Source organism: Micromonospora inyonensis (assembly GCF_900091415.1).
Lineage (GTDB): Bacteria > Actinomycetota > Actinomycetes > Mycobacteriales > Micromonosporaceae > Micromonospora > Micromonospora inyonensis.
In genome coordinates this window covers 59,420-76,098 of the sequence record NZ_FMHU01000001.1, presented here as the reverse complement: position 1 = coordinate 76,098, position 16,679 = coordinate 59,420, and the positions used below count along the sequence as shown (strand labels likewise).

The window sequence follows — 16,679 nt, the reverse complement described above, 5'->3', positions numbered from 1 at the left end:
TACGGGGGAGGCCCGGGTGGCGATTATCGACAGATGTCGTCGCTCGACCTCCCCACCCCGCCACTCGACCTGACCCACCCGCCTGCGCCCCCGCCGACGGTGGAACCTGTCGCGGCGCTCCAGTCCGTCCTGCGCCACGACGACACCGACAGTCCGTGTGACGTCATCGACGCGCTGGCACTCGCCGACTTCATCACCGGCCGGCATCCCTGGTCGCACACCGTCCGACTGCCCCGGGCCCGTCCCGACGTGCGGCTCGTCCCCGCCGACGGGCGGCTGCTGCGTACCGCCATCGAGGCCCGGCAACGCTCCCAGCTGCTCGGCGGCGACGGCTGGACCGCCCGGGTGGTCGCCTGGAAGGGCTACGGCGCGGAGGTCACCGTCACCGCCGTCAGCGGCGAGATCGGCCAGGCCGCGCTGGACCGGATCGTGGCCGGGGCGACCGTCCCCGACGACGCCGGAGTGGGCCGGATCGGGTTCTGGCACCAGAACCCACGCCGGGGCGCGCAGCGGGACGTGCGTACCATCGCCACCCCCGAGTGGGCCACCATCCGGGGCAACTACACCGCCACCGCCCAGCGCGGGTTCGACCTGCTGATGGCCGTCACCCCGGAGAGCGTGGTCGGTCGGCTGGTGCTCCTGCACGGCGCGCCCGGCACCGGCAAGACCACCGCGCTGCGCGCCCTCGCGCACGCCTGGCGGCAGTGGTGCCAGGTCGACTGCGTCCTCGACCCGGACGTCCTCTTCTCCGACGCCGGGTACCTCTCCGAGGTGGCGGTCGGCAACGAGGACGAACCGGACGGCGGCCCCCGCTGGCGGCTGCTGATCGTCGAGGACTGCGACGAGCTGATCCGGGGTGAGGCCCGGCAGACCTCCGGGCAGGCCCTGTCCCGGCTGCTCAACCTCACCGACGGGCTGCTCGGCCAGGGGCGGGACGTGCTGGTCGCGATCACCACCAACGAGGACCTGTCCCGGCTGCATCCGGCGGTCACCCGTCCCGGCCGGTGCCTGGCCCGGATCGAGGTGGGCCCGCTGTCGTACCCGGAGGCGACTGGCTGGCTCGGTGGTGGCACCGGGACGCCGGCCGGCGCGGTCCCGGCGGTGCCGTCCGGCGGGGTCACCCTCGCCGAGCTGTACGCGCTGCGCGCCGGAGCCCCCACCCCGCCGACCGACCGGCACGATCCGGGCGGATACCTCTGAGGCGTCCGCGCGTCGTCACCCGGTCGTTATCTGGCCCTGGTTCAGTGCCCGACATGACCACCACCAGCGGCGGTACGCGGGCACACCGGCTCTACAGCGTCGTCGTCTTCGTGCTCCTCGCCTCGCTGGACAACGTCGCCATCGGACTGGTCCCCCCGCTGTACGGCCCGATCGCCGACTCGCTGCACGTGCCGCAGCGCCTGGTCGGCCTGGTCACCGCGGTGAGCTTCCTGGTCAGCGCGGTGGCCGCGGTCGGCTGGGCGTACGTCGGCGACCGGACCAACCGCAAGCCGCTGCTCATGGCCGGCACGCTGCTCTGGGCGGCCGGCACGGCCGGCAGCGCGTTCGCCCCCGGCTACCCGGTCTTCCTGTCGGCGCAGCTGGTCGCGGCGGTCGGGCTCGGTGCGGTCGGCTCGGTCGGCTTCTCGGTGGTCACCGACCTGATCTCGCCTCGCCGCCGGGGCCTGGTGATGAGCTTCTGGGGTCTCTCCCAGGGCATCGGCACGCTCGCCGGCACCCTGGTCGGCGGCATCCTCGGCGCGGCGGACTGGCGACGGCCGTTCCTGCTGCTCAGTCTGGTCGGCCTGGCTGCCACGGCGGCCTACCTGTTCACCTACGACGTCCGCCGTGGACAGAGCGAACCGGAACTGGCCGGCGCGCTCGCCCACGGTGCCGAGTACGACTACCGGATCAGCCGCGCCGACCTGCCCCGGATCCTGGACCGGCGGACCAACCGCTGGCTGGTCCTCCAGGGACTCACCGCCCAGGCGGCCTTCGGTTCGCTGGTCTGGCTGCCGGTGCTCTTCACCGAGCGGGCCGAGGACCAGGGCTACTCCCAAACGACCGCGGTCGTGGTGGGCAGCGTCTTCGCCACCCTGTTCCAGCTCGGTGGGGTCTTCTCCATCCTCGGTGGACTGGCCGGCGACGCGCTGCAACGGCGTACCCCGCGCGGCCGGGCCCTGGTCGCCTCGGTCGGCATCCTCGCGGCCGTCCCGCTGTACCTGGTGCTCTTCTTCGTGCCGCTCCGGATCGACGTGCCGGACGGCGCGGGCGCCGGTGCGGTGATCGCCGCGGTGCTCGCCAGTGTCCTCACCGAACCGACCGTCGGGCTGAGCCTGCTCACCGCCGTCCTGGCGCTCGCCCTGACCTCGGCGAACTCACCGAACTGGTTTGCGCTGATCGCCGACGTCAACCCGCCCGAGCACCGGGGCACCGTCTACAGTCTCGGCAACCTGGTCAACGGGGTCGGCCGGGCGGCCGGGAACGGGCTGGTGGGGGTGGCCTTCCACGCCCTGCGGGGAGCCTTCCCGCCGCCGCTGAACTTCGCCGTCGGGCTGGCCGCGTTCCAGCTCTTCTTCATCCCGACCGGGATCATGTACTGGCTCGCCTCCCGGACCTCAGCCCGGGACATCGCCGACGTGCACGCCCTCCTGCACACCCGCGCCGAACGCCTCTCACCCGCGTGTTTGCAGGGGCCCCTGCAACCGTCGCGTGGAAGCAGGGGCCCCCTGCAGTACAAAAAGCGGTAACAGGGGACCCCTCCTACCACCTCAGACGCGGTACCAGACGGTGACGTCCGTCGGCACCCGGCCGTCGTCGAGAGGACCGCTGGCGTGCAGCGGCTCGACGCCGTCGGGCAGCGGCACCGCCGCCGCGCCGAAGTTGGTCAGCACGCCCACCGGGCCGTTGCCGAAGTGCAGCACCTCGTCACCGGCGGCGAGCCAGCGCAACGTGCCCCGGCCGAGCCCGTGCTCCCGGCGCAGTCGCAGCGCCGTGCGGTACAGCTCGTACGTCGAGCCGGGCACCCCGCGCTGCCGGTCCACCGCGTACTCGGACCAGAGGGGTGGCTGCGGCAGCCAGCTCGCGTCGGTCGGTCCGAAGCCGTACGACGGGGCGTCGGCCTCCCACGGGATCGGCACTCGGCAGCCGTCCCGGCCCCGCTCGGTGTGCCCACTGCGCTCCCAGGTCGGGTCCTGGCGCACCTCGTCGGGGAGCGAGGTGTGCTCCGGCAGCCCCAGCTCCTCGCCCTGGTAGAGGTAGGCCGAGCCGGGCAGGGCGAGCATCAGCAGGGTGGCCGCCCGGGCGCGGCGCAGGCCGAGCGCGGCGTCCGGCTGCGGGTCGTCCGCGCCGATGCCGTTGGGGCGCTTGGTGCCGATCGGCAGCCCGAGCCGGGAGGCGTGCCGGACCACGTCGTGGTTGGACAGCACCCAGGTGGTCGGCGCGCCGACCGCGTCGGTGGCCTCCAGCGAGCGGGTGATCACCGCGTACTGGGCCGGCGCGGTCCAGGAGGCGAGCAGGTACTCGAAGTTGAACGCCTGGTGCATCTCGTCGGGGCGGACGTAGCGGGCCAGCCGTTCGGCCGGTTCCACCCACGCCTCGGCGACCAGGATCCGGTCGCCGTCGTAGCCGTCGAGGAGCCGACGCCACTCCCGGTAGATGTCGTGCACGCCCTCCTGGTCCCACATCGGCGGGCGGGGCTTGTCGACCTCCTGGCCGGAGAGGATCTCCTGCGGTTCCTGCCAGTCCGCCAGGTCGGCCTGCTTGATCAGCCCGTGCGCGACGTCGACCCGGAAGCCGTCGACGCCCCGGTCGAGCCAGAACCGCAGCACGTCCAGGAACTCCGCCCGGACGTCTGGGTTGTCCCAGTTCAGGTCGGGCTGGGCGGTGTCGAACAGGTGGAGGTACCACTGCCCGTCGTCGACCCGGGTCCAGGCCGGCCCGCCGAAGACGCTCTCCCAGTCGTTCGGCGGTTCCGTGCCGTCCGGGCCGCGGCCGTCGCGGAAGACGTACCGCTGCCGTTCCGGGCTGCCGGGCCCGGCGGCGAGCGCCGACCGGAACCAGGCGTGCGCCGACGACGTGTGGTTGGGGACCAGGTCGACGATCACCCGGATGCCCCGGGCGTGCGCGTCGGCGATCAGCCGGTCCGCGTCGGCGAGCGTGCCGAACAGTGGCTCGACGTCCCGGTAGTCGGCCACGTCGTAGCCGGCGTCGGCCTGCGGCGACGGGTAGAACGGGGACAGCCAGACCGCGTCCACCCCGAGGTCGGCGAGGTGCCCGAGCCGGGCGGTGATGCCCGGCAGGTCGCCGATGCCGTCGCCGTCGGAGTCGGCGAAGGAACGCGGGTAGATCTGGTAGATGACGGCTTCGGTCCACCAGCCGGCAGCCGGGCCACCGGGGGACTCCTGCGGTTCGTGGTGGGTGTTCAGGGCCTTCTCCCGAGTCTCGAGCCGGACGGTTCCCACCGGCCGTCGCCACGCTGCCCGGCCGGGGCGGTCGATCCGTTCAGTGTGCCCTCGGAGGGGCGGTGGAATCACGTACCACCAGGCGAGTGGGGAGAATCACCGATGAGGCGGGCGGACCGGTCCCGGCGGTGCCGACGAGCGGGTCGAGCACGATCCGGGCAGCGAGCCGGCCCTGTTCGGCGGCGGGCTGCGCCACCGTGCTGAGCCCCAGCGCGACGGAGAGGTCGTGGTCGTCGATGCCGATCACGCTGACGTCCTGCGGCACCCGCAGTCCGGCCTCGCGCAGCGCGGCGATCGCGCCCATCGCCATCTCGTCGCAGGCGGCGAAGATCGCCGTCGGCGCGTCGCCCCGGCGCAGCAGTTCGACCGTGGCCTGGTGGCCGCCGTCGATGGTGAAGTGGGACTCCACGTCCAGGCGCGGGTCCGGCTGCACCCCGGCCGACCGCAGCGCCTCCTGGTAGCCGCGCCGCCGGTCGATGTGGGTGATGAACGCCAACTCGTCCTCCGGATCGCCCGAGAGGTGCGCGATCCGCCGGTGGCCGAGGTCGAGCAGGTGTGTCGTGGCGGACCGGGCGGCGGCCACGTCGTCGATCCGTACGCACGGCCAGCCGGGGACGACGGTGCCGGAGCTGACGATGACGCCGGGCAGGTCGAGTTCGGTGAGGGCGGTCAGGTCGGTGGACCGTAGCGGGGTGGCGACCAGCAGGACCGCGTCGGCCCGCTTGTGCAGGTTGGCGGTCCGCAGCACCCGTTGCCGGGCCTGCGCCCGGCCCCCGAGGTTGTAGAGGAGCAGGTCGTACCCGGCGGAGTGGAGGACCGCCTCGACCGCCTCGACCACGGTGCCGAAGAACCACCGGGTGATCCGGGGGACGACCACGGCGACCGTCCCGGTGCGACCCCCGGCCAGGCGGGAGGCGCTCGGTGAGACGGCGTAGTCGAGCTGCTCCGCGGCGGCGAGCACCCGTCGTCGGGTCGCCGCCGAGACCGTGGGAAGCCCGCGCAGCGCCCGGGAGACGGTGGCCGTGGAGACCCCCGCGAGTCGGGCAACGTCATCAATCCTGGTCACGGTTTCCCCGATCCGCCCACGTCGGCCGCCGTCCTTGGATGCGGACGGCGGCCGACGTCGGGGTCAGCCCTTGACGCTACCCGCGAGCAGACCCCGCACGAAGTAGCGCTGCAGGGACAGGAACACGATCAGCGGTACGACGATCGAGACGAACGCGCCGGCGGTGAGCCGTTGCCACTCGTTGCCTCGGGTGCCGGCCATCTCGGCCAGTCGGACGGTGAGTGGCGCCGTCTCGTCGCCGCCACCGGCGAAGATCAGCGCGACGAGCAGGTCGTTCCAGACCCAGAGGAACTGGAAGATGCCGAAGGCCGCCAGCGCCGGGGTGATCAGTGGCAGTACGACGGTGCGGAAGATCTTGGGGTGGGTCGCCCCGTCGACCCGCGCCGCCTCCATCAGGTCCTTCGGCAGCTGCGAGATGAAGTTGTGCAGCAGGAACACCGCCAGCGGCAGCGCGAAGCAGGTGTGCGCGAACCAGACCTGCACGAACTTCTGCTCGTCGACGAGGTCCCATGCCGGCATCAGCGTGACGCCGCCGAGGCTGACCCCGTTGGAGAAGAAGCTCAGCAGTGGCACCAGGGCCATCTGGAGCGGCACGATCTGCAACGCGAAGATGGCGATGTAGACCCAGTCCCGACCGCGGAAGTTGATCCACGCCAGGGCGTACGCGGCGAGCGCCGCGAAGGCCAGCGGGAAGAGCACCGAGGGCAGCGTGATCACCAGCGAGTTGATGAAGTAGCTCGCCAACTGGCCGGAGGAGGACGACCGCCCGAAGAGAACCTGCTGGTAGTTCTCCAGGGTGATCTGCGGGTCGGTGAAGAACGTCCACCAGCCGCTGCTCTTGATCTCGTCCTCCGGACGGAGGGACGAGATGAACAGCCCGAAGGTGGGGATGGTCCAGACCACCGCGATGGCGATCGAGACCAGCGTCGCGGTCCGGCTGTTCAGCCGCTTGCGTACCCGTGCGGCGGCGGTCGTCGGCCGGGCACCGGCCTGCGTGCCGGCGGCGACCGGGGGAGTGGTGGTGGTCATCTCAGCCCTCCCGCTGCTGCCGCAAGTTGCGGATCTGGTAGATCACGATCGGGATGACCAGGACGAAGAGGAAGACCGCCAGCGCGGCGCCCTGCCCGTTCTGGCCGTACCGGAACGCCTGGTTGTACATCTCGTTGGCGACCACGCTGGTGTCGTAGTTGCCGTTGGTGCTGGTCCGGACGATGTCGAAGACCTTCAGCGTGGCGATCGAGATGGTCACCACGACCACGATCAGCGCCGGTCGGATGCTGGGCAGGGTCACCTGCCAGAACATCTGCCACGGGTTGACGCCGTCCAGTCGGGCCGCCTCGACGATCTCGGCGGGGATCGCCTTGATCGCCGCGGAGAGCACGACCATCGCGAAGCCGGCCTGGATCCACACCATGATCACGATCAGCAGGAGCGTGTTCAGCGGCGATTCGAGCAACCACTGCTTCGGTTCGCCGCCCAGGCTCACCACGATGTGGTTGAGCAGGCCGATCTGATCCTGCTCCTCGCCCCGATAGGCGTAGACGAACTTCCAGATGATGCTGGCGCCGACGAAGGAGATCGCCATCGGCATGAAGATCAGCGACTTGGCGAGCGCCTCCAGCCGTGCCTTGTCGACCATGACCGCGTAGAGCAGGCCGATGATGGTGGCGATCAGCGGCACCAGCAGCACCCAGACCATGGTGTTGATGATTACGCGCAGGATGTCGTCCTGGGTGAACAGCCACCCGTAGTTGCGCAGCCCCACCCAGTTGTCGCTGCCGCCGTCCATGAACGACAGGACCGTGGTGCGAACCGCCGGTACGACCAGCCCGATGACGAGCAGCAGCACGGCGGGCGTCAGGAAGAAGAGCGCGAAGACGCCCTCCCGCGGTTGCGCGCGCCGCCGGGGCAGCGGCACGCCGTTGGCCGCCGCGGCGACCATCTGGGCCTCCCGACGACGGGCGAACCAGGCCGGCACCGCGTCCAGCAGCAGGAGCAGACCGCCCACCACCACGACGAAGGCCACCAGGCCGTACAGCAACATGACGAGCTTCGGTGACTCGTCGGCGAAGTCGAAGTTCATCCGCACTCCCAGCGTACGGGGAGTGCTGGGTCTCCTTCCGTACCCGTTCCCAGTCGATCTGCTCCCGCAGCGAACGGGCCAGGGGGAGACCACGGGCGAAGTCGCAGTAGTGCTGGGAGAAGCTGAGCAGCTTGTGCACCATGAGCTGGGTGGCCGAGAGCACCGGCATGTGGATCGCGTCCACCGGCCGCACCACGGTGTCGGCGAACGTCTCCTCGGTGACCGGGGTCTCGATCGGCCGGTGGATCAGGTCCACCATCCGCCCGTCGTCGTAGACCTTGACCAGCCAGTCCTCCGGTGGGCGCTCGGCGGTGAAGCCGTCGGCCACCAGAGCCTCGAGGGCCGGCTCGACGTCCTGGTGACGGATCAGGAAGTCCACGTCGTGCTCGCTGGAGTGTCCGCCGTGCGCGTAGACGGCGAAGCTGCCGCCCAGGGCGAAGGGGATGTCGGACTGCTTCAGCACAGCGGCGACCCGCTTGAGGGTGTGCAACAGACTGGCGTCCCCGTTTTGTGCCATCGAAGTCTCCCTGGTCGGTGGGCGGAACAGGTGCTCGCAGTGAAGTTGCGTACCCGGCATTCCGATCGGCCACACCTGTCACCCGGGCGGAGCCTGCACAAAATGCGATCTAAGTCCGCATCGTCCTACTCTGACCGTAGGTTGCCTACTTATGAAGCACGGGTCGGATATCCTCGGGAGGGTGGCCAGATCACTGCGGGCGCGGCGCGGCGGGGCCCGGCTGCGCGCCGTCGCTCTGATCGGCATCGACGGCTCGGGCAAGACGACCCAGGCGCACCGGCTCGCCGACGCCCTCACCGTGGCCGGGCTGCCGGCCACCTACCACCGCAACGCGGGCGGACGCGCCTGGCTCGGCCGGCTCGCCCAGCGGCTCGGTCGCCGGGACGCCCAGGGACTGCTCGGCAACCGCGGCATGCTCGCCGTCGAATCGGTGCTGCGGTGGCTCGCCATCGCGCGGGCGCTGCTCGGCGCCCTGCTCACCGGCCGGACGGCGGTGATGGACCGGTACGCCGTCTGCCAGTACGCCAGCATCCGCGCCCACGACGGTCGGCGCGGTGAGCGGCTGGCCCGACTGGCCTACCGCCTCTTTCCGTCGCCGCAGGTCACCTTCCTGCTCACGGTCGATCCAAGGGAGGCGTACCGGCGGATCGAACGGCGCGGCACCGACCACGAACCGATCGACTACCTCCGGGCGGCCGACGCGGCGTACCGGTCGCTGCCGGAGTTCCCGACGTTCGTGGTGATCGACGCCAACCGGACCCCGGACGAGGTGACCCGGCAGATCCGCGACCACCTGGCGGCCTGGCTCCGGGCGACCGGGTCGCCGGTGACCCGGACACCCCTGCTCACCCCGCTGGCGGCCCCCGCCCACCCGTGACCGGGCCGCGGGTGCCCGTCGCCTGACCGCCCGGCGGAGCGGTCAGGCGCGGCCGTGCACCGGGACCGCCGCGCCGCTGGTCGGCGCGGACTCGTCGCTGGCCAGGAAGCGCACCACCGGGGCGATCTCCGCCGGGGCGACCCACCGGCTGTGGTCGGCGTCGGGCTGGGCGGCCCGGTTGGCCGGAGTGTCGATCACGCTCGGCAGGACGGTGTTGCAGCGCACCCCGCTCGCGCGGTACTCCACCGCGACCGCGTTGGCGAACGCCAGCACCGCCGCCTTGGCGGTCACGTAGCCGGCCACCCCGGGGAAGGGCGCGAGCGCGGCCCGTGCCGACACGCAGACCACCGCGCCGCCTCCGGCCGCCGTCAGCCGGGGCAGTGCCGCCCGGGTGACCAGGTACGTCGGGCGCAGGTTCAGGGTGAGCATCCGGTCGAACTCCTCGATCGGCGTCTCGTGCACCAGCCCGCCGCTGGCGTACCCGCCGACCAGGTTGACCACCGCGCGCAGCGGCGCCGCCGGCTCGCCCGCGGCCACCTCCACCGCGCGGGCCGCTCCGGCCGGGTCGGTGAGATCGGCGGCGACGGCGAGCGATCCGTCGTCCTCGGCCGGACGCAGATCGGCCACCACCACCCGCCAGCCCGCTGCCGCGAAGGCGGCGGTCACCGCGCCACCCAGCCCGCCCGTGCCACCCGTGACCAGTACGCTCCGCTCCGCCATGAGGACACGCTAGTGTTCTGTCTCTGAAATGGATAGCCAGTTGGTACGATGCTGGTCGTGAGTCGTGCCGCTGCGCCATTGGCGCTTGATCCGGGCCAGCGTGAGCTGCTGGAGTCTCTGGCTAGGTCGCGGACCGCGGAGCACCGTCTGGTCCAGCGGGCGCAGGTGCTGCTGCACGCGGCCGCCGGGGTGTCCAACACCGACATCGCCGTGCTGACGGGGGTGACCCGGATGACGGTGAGGGCGTGGCGGGCGGAGTTCGCCGAGCGTGGGCTCACCGACCTGGGCAAGGTAGCGGCGGGTCGGGGCCGCAAGCCGTCGATCCCGCAGGCGGTGATCGACCAGATCGTGGAACTGACGCTGCATTCGCGGCCCGAGGGGGCCACGCATTGGTCGTGCCGGTCGATGGCGGCCAGGGTCGGCGTGTCGAAGGCTACTGTGCAGCGGGTATGGGACGCGCGGGGGCTCAAGCCGCACCTGGTGGAGACGTTCAAGCTGTCGAACGACAAGCGGTTCGAGGAGAAACTCGTCGACGTCGTGGGCCTGTACCTGAACCCGCCGGACAAGGCCGTGGTCTTGTGCATGGACGAGAAATCGCAGATCCAGGCGTTGGACCGTACCCAGCCGAGCCTGCCACTCAAGCCCGGTCGGGCCGGCACGATGACCCATGACTACAAACGGCATGGCACCACGACACTGTTCGCGGCACTGGACGTGCTGACCGGCAAGGTCATCGGCAAGTGCTTCGCCCGGCACCGCCATGACGAGTTCCTGCGCTTCCTGCGCACTATCGACACGTCGGTTCCCCGCAAGCTGCAGATCCACATGATCGTCGACAACTACGGCACCCACACCCACCCGAACGTCAAGGCCTGGCTGGCCAAGCATCCGCGCTTCCACCTGCACTTCACCCCAACCAGCTCGTCCTGGCTGAACATGGTCGAGCGTTGGTTCGCCGAACTGACCGACAAGATGATCCGCCGTGGCGTGTTCCGCAGCGTGGATGACCTCGTCAGAGCGATCGAGGAGTACCTGCGGGTGCACAACGACGACCCGAAGCCGTTCGTATGGACCGCGACCGCCGAATCGATCCTGGCCAAGGTCCGGCGTGGACGCGTCGCCCTCCAACAAACGGCTAGCCAAAACTGAGACGCAACACTAGCGGTTTCCGTCCGGGCCGGGGTTGCGCCCAGGGCGTAACCCTTCTGCCCAGGGCCAACCGGCCTGGCGGGTCCGGTCCACCGGGCGCAGCATCGTCGCCATGCGACTCCTCATCCTCGGTGGTACCCAATTCCTCGGCCGGGCGGTGGCACGGCTCGCCCTCGTGCAGGGGCACGACGTCACCTGCGTCGCCCGGGGCACCTCCGGTGTGCCGGTACCGGGCGTGCGCTTCGTGGCGGCGGACCGGTCCGACCCCGCCGGGCTCGCTCCGCTCGACGGCGAGCGGTTCGACGCGGCGATCGACGTGACCCGTTGGCTGGACCAGGCCCACCACACTCTCGCCGCGCTCGCCGACCGGGTCGACCACTGGTCCTTCGTCTCCAGCATCTCCGTCTACGCCCGCTTCGCGACCCCGGGCGGGGGCGTCGCGGACACCCCGCTGCTGCCACCCGCCCCGGCCGGCGTGTCCGGCCCCGGCCCGGATTTCCAGTGGTACGGCGAATGCAAGGTCAGCATCGAGCGGGCTTACGCCGAGGCGGTGGAGCGGCTCTTCGTCTGCCGGGCCGGCCTGATCGTCGGGCCGGAGGACCCGAGCGACCGGTTCCCCTACTGGGTGCGGCGGCTCAAAGCGGGCGGCGAGGTCCTCGCCCCCGGCGCACCGGACGATCCGGTGCAGTACGTCGACGTCGACGACCTGGCGGCCTGGCTGCTGCACGCGGCCGGGACCGGTCTGACCGGCACCTACGACGGCATCGGCGCGGCGGTGCCCCGGGCGGAGGCGCTGCGCGGGATCGCGGCCGGTGTCGGCTCGCCCGAACCGCAGTTGACCTGGGTGGATGCCGACTTCCTCCAGGCCCGGGACGTCCGTCCCTGGTCGGGGGAGCGGTCGCTCCCGTTGTGGGTGCCCGGCGCGGAGTGGGTCGGCTTCCTCGCCCGGGACGCCCGTCCCGCGCTCGCGGCCGGACTGGTCACCCGTCCGGTGGCGGAGAGCGCCCGGAGGACCCTGGCCTGGATGGACGCCGAGCCCGGGGCCGTCCGGCAGGGTGGACTCGACCCGGCGGCCGAGGCGGCCGTTCTACGGGAGTGGCACGCTGACGGTCGGCGGTGACCACTCGGCACGAGTTTTCCCGACAAGCCGGATCGTGGTTGACGCCTACGCCTGATGAAAGTAAGTTTCATCCGTGGCGAAGAGTCCGAAGATTTCCGCGAGGAACGAGCCCGGCGGATCAGCGAGAAGCGGGCCGGGCGGCCCCGTGGGCCAGAGCCACGAGCCCGGTGGCCTGATCGTCCACATCAGCGGCCTGCTGCCCTCGCTCTCGCCGGCCGAGCAGCGGGTCGCCCGCCTGGTCGTCGCCGACCCGGCCGACGCCGCGCGCCGGACCATCACCGACCTCGCCACCGCCGCCGAGACATCGGAGGCGACGGTCATCCGGTTCTGTCGCTCGGTCGGCATGAACGGTTACCCGCAGCTGCGGATCCGACTCGCCGCCGAGGCGGCACGCCGGGTCGAGCCACTGGACGCACGGGTCGTCGGGGGTGACATCCCGCCCGGAGCCGACCTCGCCCAGATCATCGCCACCATCGCGTTCAACGACGCCCGCGCCGTCGAGGAGACGGCCGAGCAGCTCGACCCGGCCGTCTGCGAGCAGGTGGTGGAGGCGATCTCCCACGCCGGCCGGATCGACATCTACGGTGCCGGGGCCAGCGGATTCGTCGCCTCGGACTTCCAGCAGAAGCTCCACCGTATCGGTCGCACCGCCTTCTACTTCCCCGACGTGCACACCGCGCTCACCTCGGCCGCCCTGCTCGGCCGGGGTGACGTGGCGGTGGGCATCTCCCACACCGGGACGACCTCCGACGTGATCGAGGTGCTGGAACAGGCGCGCGCCCAGGGTGCCCTCACCGTCGCCCTGACCAACTACCCCCGGTCGCCGATCACCGAGGACGCGGACTTCGTCCTCACCACGGCGGCCCGTGAGACGACGTACCGCTCCGGGGCGATGGCCAGCCGCCTCGCCCAGCTCACCGTGGTCGACTGCCTCTTCGTCGGGGTCGCCGCCCGCAACCGTGCCCGGGCCCGGAAGGCCCTGGAGGTCACCGCCGACGCCGTCAAGTCCCACCGGGTCGGCTCCACCCGGAGGAAGGCATGACCACCGACCAAGTGCCGTCCGAGGTCCGTCCGGTGGTCCGGGTGGGTGCGCCGACCGAACGGCGTAACCCGCTCAGCGCCGACCTCGACCTGATGCCCACCCGGGACATGCTCACGGTCATCAACGAGGCGGACCGGCGGGCACCGGCGGCCGTGGCCGAGGTGCTCGACGAGATCGCCGCTGCCGTCGACCTCGCCGTGACGGCGCTGCGGACGGGACGGCGGGTGCACTACTTCGGTGCGGGCACCTCCGGTCGCCTCGGCGCCCTCGACGCGGTCGAGCTCATCCCCACCTTCAACTCCCCGCGGCACTGGTTCTGCGCCCACCTGGCGGGCGGGCAGGACGCGATGTGGCAGGCGGTCGAGGACGCCGAGGACAACCACCGGCTCGGGTCCGCCGAGGCGACCGAGTGCGTGGCCGCCGGTGACGTCGTGGTCGGCCTGGCCGCCAGCGGACGTACGCCGTACGTTCTCGGGGCGCTGGCCGCGTCCCGGGCCCGGCAGGCCGCGACGGTGCTGCTCTGCGCCAATCCGGATGCCGACGCCGCCCGGGACGTGGACGTCTTCATCGGGGTCGACACCGGCCCCGAGGTGGTGACCGGCTCGACCCGGATGAAGGCGGGCACCGCGCAGAAGCTGGTGCTCAACGCCTTCTCCACCGCCGTCATGGTCCGGCTCGGCCGGGTCTACTCGAACCTCATGATCGACGTGGTGGCCACCAACGCCAAGCTCCGGGGTCGGATGATCACGATCCTGGTCGAGGCGACCGGGTGCAGCGAGGAACTCTGCCGGCAGGCGCTGAACGCGGCCGACGGCGACCTGAAGACCGCCCTGGTCTCCCTGGTCTCCGGTGCCGACGTGACGAAGGCGCGGGCCGCGCTCGCCCGCTCGGGCGACCAGGTACGCGGCGCGATCGCCCTGCTCGCTACCTGAGGCTGCTCGCTCCCTCGCCACCTGGGGAGCTGCCCGCCCCACTCGCTACCGGGCCGCCCGCCCCGCGACGGTGCGGGCGGATACTTCACGCGGGGCCGGGGTATTCATCCGGGTGTGGATGAACCGACCGCTCCGCCCGTGCGTTCTGTCATAGTGACCGGAATCGCAGCTCAGCGGTGACGTGCGTCGCTGTGCGGGACGGGTGCCCGATGGTGCCATGACGGGGGAGCGCCCGACCGCCGCGCCGCCCCGCACCGTGCCCGCCGACGACCATCCGGCGGGGGTGCTGACAGCAAACGCCAACCGTGCTTTCAGCTAGCACTCAGGCATTCGTGACAGTTTCGACTCATGACATGGAATCCCCGACGCGTCCCATCTGTTGTGTAGGTGTCAGCACCGGTGGGCACAGCGGAGATTACGGGGGAGGGCTGATGGACGTGGGGATGGCAAGGAACCGGGCGACCGGCGCGAGCGAGGGGACCGTGGGCAACGTGGACAAGAACATCGGCATGCGAACCGACGAGGTTGCCGAGGAGCGCGACCTGGTCGGTGTCTACCTTCACGAGATCTCCCGGACGCCGCTGCTGGACGCCGCCCGTGAGGTCGAACTCTCCAAGGCGATCGAGGCGGGCCTCTACGCCGAGCACCTGCTCGGCGAGGATCTGGTCCCCGAGGGCGTCGACCGGGACGAGTTGGAGCGGCTGGTCGTCGAGGGAGAGCGGGCCAAGGACCTGTTCATCCGGGCGAACCTGCGGCTGGTCGTGTCGATCGCCCGCCGCTACGTCCGCTCCGGGATGCCCATGCTGGACCTGATCCAGGAGGGCAACACCGGTCTGGTCCGCGCGGTCGAGAAGTTCGACTACGAGCGGGGCTACAAGTTCTCGACCTACGCGACCTGGTGGATCCGTCAGGCGATCAGCCGGGCGATCGCCCAGCAGGAGCGCACCGTACGGCTGCCGGTGCACCTGGTCGAGGACGTCAACCGGATGCGCAACGTGGCCCGTCAGCTCACCCGCGAACTGGGTAGCGACCCGGATCCGGAGCAGGTCGCGAACGCGCTCGGCGTCACCGTCGAGCGGGTCAACGAGCTGATCCGCTGGTCGCAGGACACCGTCTCGTTGGACACCCCCGTCGGGGACGACGGCGACACCAACCTGGGTGACCTGGTGGCCGACAGCGACGCCCCCTCGCCGGAGGAGATCGTCCTCACCGGCCTGGAGCGGCAGCGCATCGAGGGCCTGCTCAACCACCTCGACGACCGGTCCGCCGGCATCATGCGGGCCCGGTACGGCCTGGAGGACGGGCGGGAGCACTCACTGACCGAGGTCGCGTCGCGCTTCTCGCTCTCCCGGGAGCGGATCCGGCAGCTGGAGATCCAGGCGCTCGGCCGGCTGCGTGAGCTGGCCCGGGCGGAGGGGCTGCGGGCGGCCTGACCTCCGACGCCCGAGCGGCGGGCACCGCAACGACGGCGTACGGCCGGCGTCCGGAAGGCGGACGCCGGCCGTACGGCGTACCGGGGCGGGGACGCTCAGCGCACCCGGCCGTATCCGTACGGGGGCATCAGGTCGACGTCCCGGATCTCGACGTTGCGGCCGAAGGTCGGGGCGTGGATCACCTTCCCGCCCCCGACGTAGAGCGCCACGTGCCCGAGCCCTCGGTAGAAGACGAGGTCACCGGGGCGCAGGTCGGCGCGGCCGACCCGAGCGGTGGCTCTCCACTGCATCGCCGCGTTGTGCGGCAGGGACTTCCCGGCCGCCCGCCACGCGGCCAGGGTCAGCCCGGAACAGTCGTATCCGTTCGGGCCCTCGGCACCCCACCGGTACGGCTTGCCGAGCGCGCCGTAGGCGTAGCGGACGGCGATGCCGGCCCGGCCGGAGACGGACGGCGACTTCGGCCGGGTGGCCGGGCGGGTGGGCTTCTCCGTGGCCGCCCCGTACGCCTGCCGGCGCAGCTCGTAGAGGCGGCTCAGGTCACGCTCGATCCGCTTCTTCCCGGCGGCCAGCTCCCGCGACTGGGCGGCCTGCCGGGCCAGGGTGGCCTCCAGCTTCGTCTTGGCGTCGACCAGCTTGCGGCGGTCCGCGCCGAGGCCGGCGACCTGCTGCTCCCGGCGTCGGGTGACCTGGTCGAGGGTGCCCAGCCGGGTGAGCAGGGCGGACCGGTCACCGGTGCGCAACAGCACCTCGGCGGTGCCCAGCCCGCCGGTCTTGTACGCGGTCACCGCATACCGGTCCACGTCGGAGCGGCCCTGCGCCACCTGCCGCTCCAACGGCCCGATCCTGGCCGTCAGCTTCGCCACCGCCGCCCGGTTGGCCTTGATGTCCTCGTTGAGCTTGTTCCAGGACTCGACGACCCGTTCCAGCTCGGTCGAGACACGGTCGATCCGTCGGGTCAACTCGGCCGGTGTCGGCTCCGCCCGCACCACCGAGGCCGGGGCGAGCAGGACGGCGATCAGACCACCGATCACCAGTGAGCGCAGCAGGATCCGAAGCGACGACGACACGAGTGGCGGACTCCTCTCCTGGGACAGGCCGCCGGACGTCCGGCGGCGTCGGCCCGGGGTTCGTCCGTGGACGATCACCCCGGCCCGGCGTCCCAACCTAACCGGTTCGCCGCGCCACGGCAGGGGTGGCACAGCCACGTACCGGCCGGAACCGCCCGCGCCACGCCGTGCCGTGCTGGGCTGGGCTGGTAGCAGGGGTCCCTTGTTACTCAAAAATGAGTAACAAGGGAC

At 71.6% G+C, this 16,679-nt stretch carries 14 protein-coding genes and 1 pseudogene; 8 read left to right on the top strand and 7 right to left on the bottom strand.

Going from position 1 to position 16,679, the window contains the following annotated elements; all coding sequences use genetic code 11:
• Positions 1 to 33: 33 nt before the first annotated feature.
• Positions 34 to 1,200, top strand: a complete 1,167-nt coding sequence (locus GA0074694_RS00410) for a DUF5925 domain-containing protein (RefSeq protein ID WP_091450743.1) — start codon at positions 34 to 36, stop codon at positions 1,198 to 1,200.
• 53 nt (positions 1,201 to 1,253) lie between these two features.
• On the top strand, positions 1,254 to 2,729 hold the full coding sequence (locus GA0074694_RS00405; protein ID WP_091450741.1) for an MFS transporter: 1,476 nt from the start codon (positions 1,254 to 1,256) through the stop codon (positions 2,727 to 2,729).
• A 21-nt stretch (positions 2,730 to 2,750) separates the two neighbouring features.
• On the opposite strand, the gene GA0074694_RS00400 is transcribed toward GA0074694_RS00405, so the two are convergent.
• The 5 genes and pseudogenes from GA0074694_RS00400 to GA0074694_RS00380 all read right to left on the bottom strand — a co-directional run.
• Positions 2,751 to 4,406 carry a glycoside hydrolase family 13 protein gene (locus tag GA0074694_RS00400; protein WP_091458425.1) on the bottom strand — a complete coding sequence of 552 codons (1,656 nt, stop codon included), beginning with the start codon at positions 4,404 to 4,406 and terminating at the stop codon, positions 2,751 to 2,753.
• Positions 4,407 to 4,482: 76 nt separating this feature from the next.
• A complete protein-coding gene (locus GA0074694_RS00395) occupies positions 4,483 to 5,508 on the bottom strand; it encodes a LacI family DNA-binding transcriptional regulator (RefSeq protein WP_091450739.1) in 1,026 nt (341 codons plus the stop codon).
• A 63-nt stretch (positions 5,509 to 5,571) separates the two neighbouring features.
• The gene (locus GA0074694_RS00390) at positions 5,572 to 6,537 is read right to left on the bottom strand and encodes a carbohydrate ABC transporter permease (RefSeq protein WP_091450737.1); all 966 of its coding nucleotides are present in this window, start codon (positions 6,535 to 6,537) and stop codon (positions 5,572 to 5,574) included.
• A gap of 1 nt (position 6,538) precedes the next feature.
• Positions 6,539 to 7,591: a carbohydrate ABC transporter permease gene (locus GA0074694_RS00385; protein ID WP_091450735.1), complete on the bottom strand. Its 1,053-nt coding sequence runs from the start codon at positions 7,589 to 7,591 to the stop codon at positions 6,539 to 6,541.
• Positions 7,592 to 7,601: 10 nt separating this feature from the next.
• Positions 7,602 to 8,108: pseudogene (locus tag GA0074694_RS00380) on the bottom strand (nucleotidyltransferase family protein); the annotation flags it as partial.
• A 181-nt stretch (positions 8,109 to 8,289) separates the two neighbouring features.
• Between GA0074694_RS00380 and GA0074694_RS00375 the strand changes: the two are divergent.
• Complete coding sequence (locus tag GA0074694_RS00375) at positions 8,290 to 8,985, top strand: dTMP kinase (protein WP_425413568.1); 696 nt, start codon at positions 8,290 to 8,292, stop codon at positions 8,983 to 8,985.
• Positions 8,986 to 9,027: 42 nt separating this feature from the next.
• Here GA0074694_RS00375 and GA0074694_RS00370 read toward each other — a convergent pair whose 3' ends face one another.
• On the bottom strand, positions 9,028 to 9,705 hold the full coding sequence (locus tag GA0074694_RS00370; RefSeq protein ID WP_091450730.1) for an SDR family oxidoreductase: 678 nt from the start codon (positions 9,703 to 9,705) through the stop codon (positions 9,028 to 9,030).
• A 48-nt stretch (positions 9,706 to 9,753) separates the two neighbouring features.
• On the opposite strand from GA0074694_RS00370, the gene GA0074694_RS00365 reads away from it, so the two are divergent.
• From GA0074694_RS00365 to GA0074694_RS00345, 5 genes are all read left to right on the top strand, one after another.
• A complete protein-coding gene (locus GA0074694_RS00365; protein ID WP_141713936.1) occupies positions 9,754 to 10,854 on the top strand; it encodes an IS630 family transposase in 1,101 nt (366 codons plus the stop codon).
• 112 nt (positions 10,855 to 10,966) lie between these two features.
• Positions 10,967 to 11,974: an NAD-dependent epimerase/dehydratase family protein gene (locus tag GA0074694_RS00360; RefSeq protein WP_091450728.1), complete on the top strand. Its 1,008-nt coding sequence runs from the start codon at positions 10,967 to 10,969 to the stop codon at positions 11,972 to 11,974.
• A 145-nt stretch (positions 11,975 to 12,119) separates the two neighbouring features.
• Complete coding sequence (locus tag GA0074694_RS00355; protein WP_091450726.1) at positions 12,120 to 13,016, top strand: MurR/RpiR family transcriptional regulator; 897 nt, start codon at positions 12,120 to 12,122, stop codon at positions 13,014 to 13,016.
• Positions 13,013 to 13,948: an N-acetylmuramic acid 6-phosphate etherase gene (gene murQ, locus GA0074694_RS00350; RefSeq protein WP_091450724.1), complete on the top strand. Its 936-nt coding sequence runs from the start codon at positions 13,013 to 13,015 to the stop codon at positions 13,946 to 13,948. Before GA0074694_RS00355 ends, murQ begins: the two co-directional genes overlap by 4 nt.
• 443 nt (positions 13,949 to 14,391) lie before the next feature.
• Positions 14,392 to 15,381: a sigma-70 family RNA polymerase sigma factor gene (locus GA0074694_RS00345; protein ID WP_176737909.1), complete on the top strand. Its 990-nt coding sequence runs from the start codon at positions 14,392 to 14,394 to the stop codon at positions 15,379 to 15,381.
• A gap of 95 nt (positions 15,382 to 15,476) precedes the next feature.
• Here GA0074694_RS00345 and GA0074694_RS00340 read toward each other — a convergent pair whose 3' ends face one another.
• Positions 15,477 to 16,448, bottom strand: a complete 972-nt coding sequence (locus GA0074694_RS00340; protein ID WP_245714490.1) for a C40 family peptidase — start codon at positions 16,446 to 16,448, stop codon at positions 15,477 to 15,479.
• Between the last annotated feature and the right edge of the window lie 231 nt (positions 16,449 to 16,679).

Bases quoted from the DNA above. Each gene is read 5' to 3' on its own strand.
- GA0074694_RS00410 (WP_091450743.1), top strand. From the start codon at position 34: ATGTCGTCGCTCGACCTCCCCACCCCGCCACTCGACCTGACCCACCCG.
- GA0074694_RS00405 (WP_091450741.1), top strand. From the start codon at position 1,254: ATGACCACCACCAGCGGCGGTACGCGGGCACACCGGCTCTACAGCGTC.
- GA0074694_RS00390 (WP_091450737.1), bottom strand. From the start codon at position 6,537: ATGACCACCACCACTCCCCCGGTCGCCGCCGGCACGCAGGCCGGTGCC.
- GA0074694_RS00385 (WP_091450735.1), bottom strand. From the start codon at position 7,591: ATGAACTTCGACTTCGCCGACGAGTCACCGAAGCTCGTCATGTTGCTG.
- GA0074694_RS00370 (WP_091450730.1), bottom strand. From the start codon at position 9,705: ATGGCGGAGCGGAGCGTACTGGTCACGGGTGGCACGGGCGGGCTGGGT.
- GA0074694_RS00365 (WP_141713936.1), top strand. From the start codon at position 9,754: ATGCTGGTCGTGAGTCGTGCCGCTGCGCCATTGGCGCTTGATCCGGGC.
- GA0074694_RS00360 (WP_091450728.1), top strand. From the start codon at position 10,967: ATGCGACTCCTCATCCTCGGTGGTACCCAATTCCTCGGCCGGGCGGTG.
- murQ (WP_091450724.1), top strand. From the start codon at position 13,013: ATGACCACCGACCAAGTGCCGTCCGAGGTCCGTCCGGTGGTCCGGGTG.
- GA0074694_RS00345 (WP_176737909.1), top strand. From the start codon at position 14,392: ATGGCAAGGAACCGGGCGACCGGCGCGAGCGAGGGGACCGTGGGCAAC.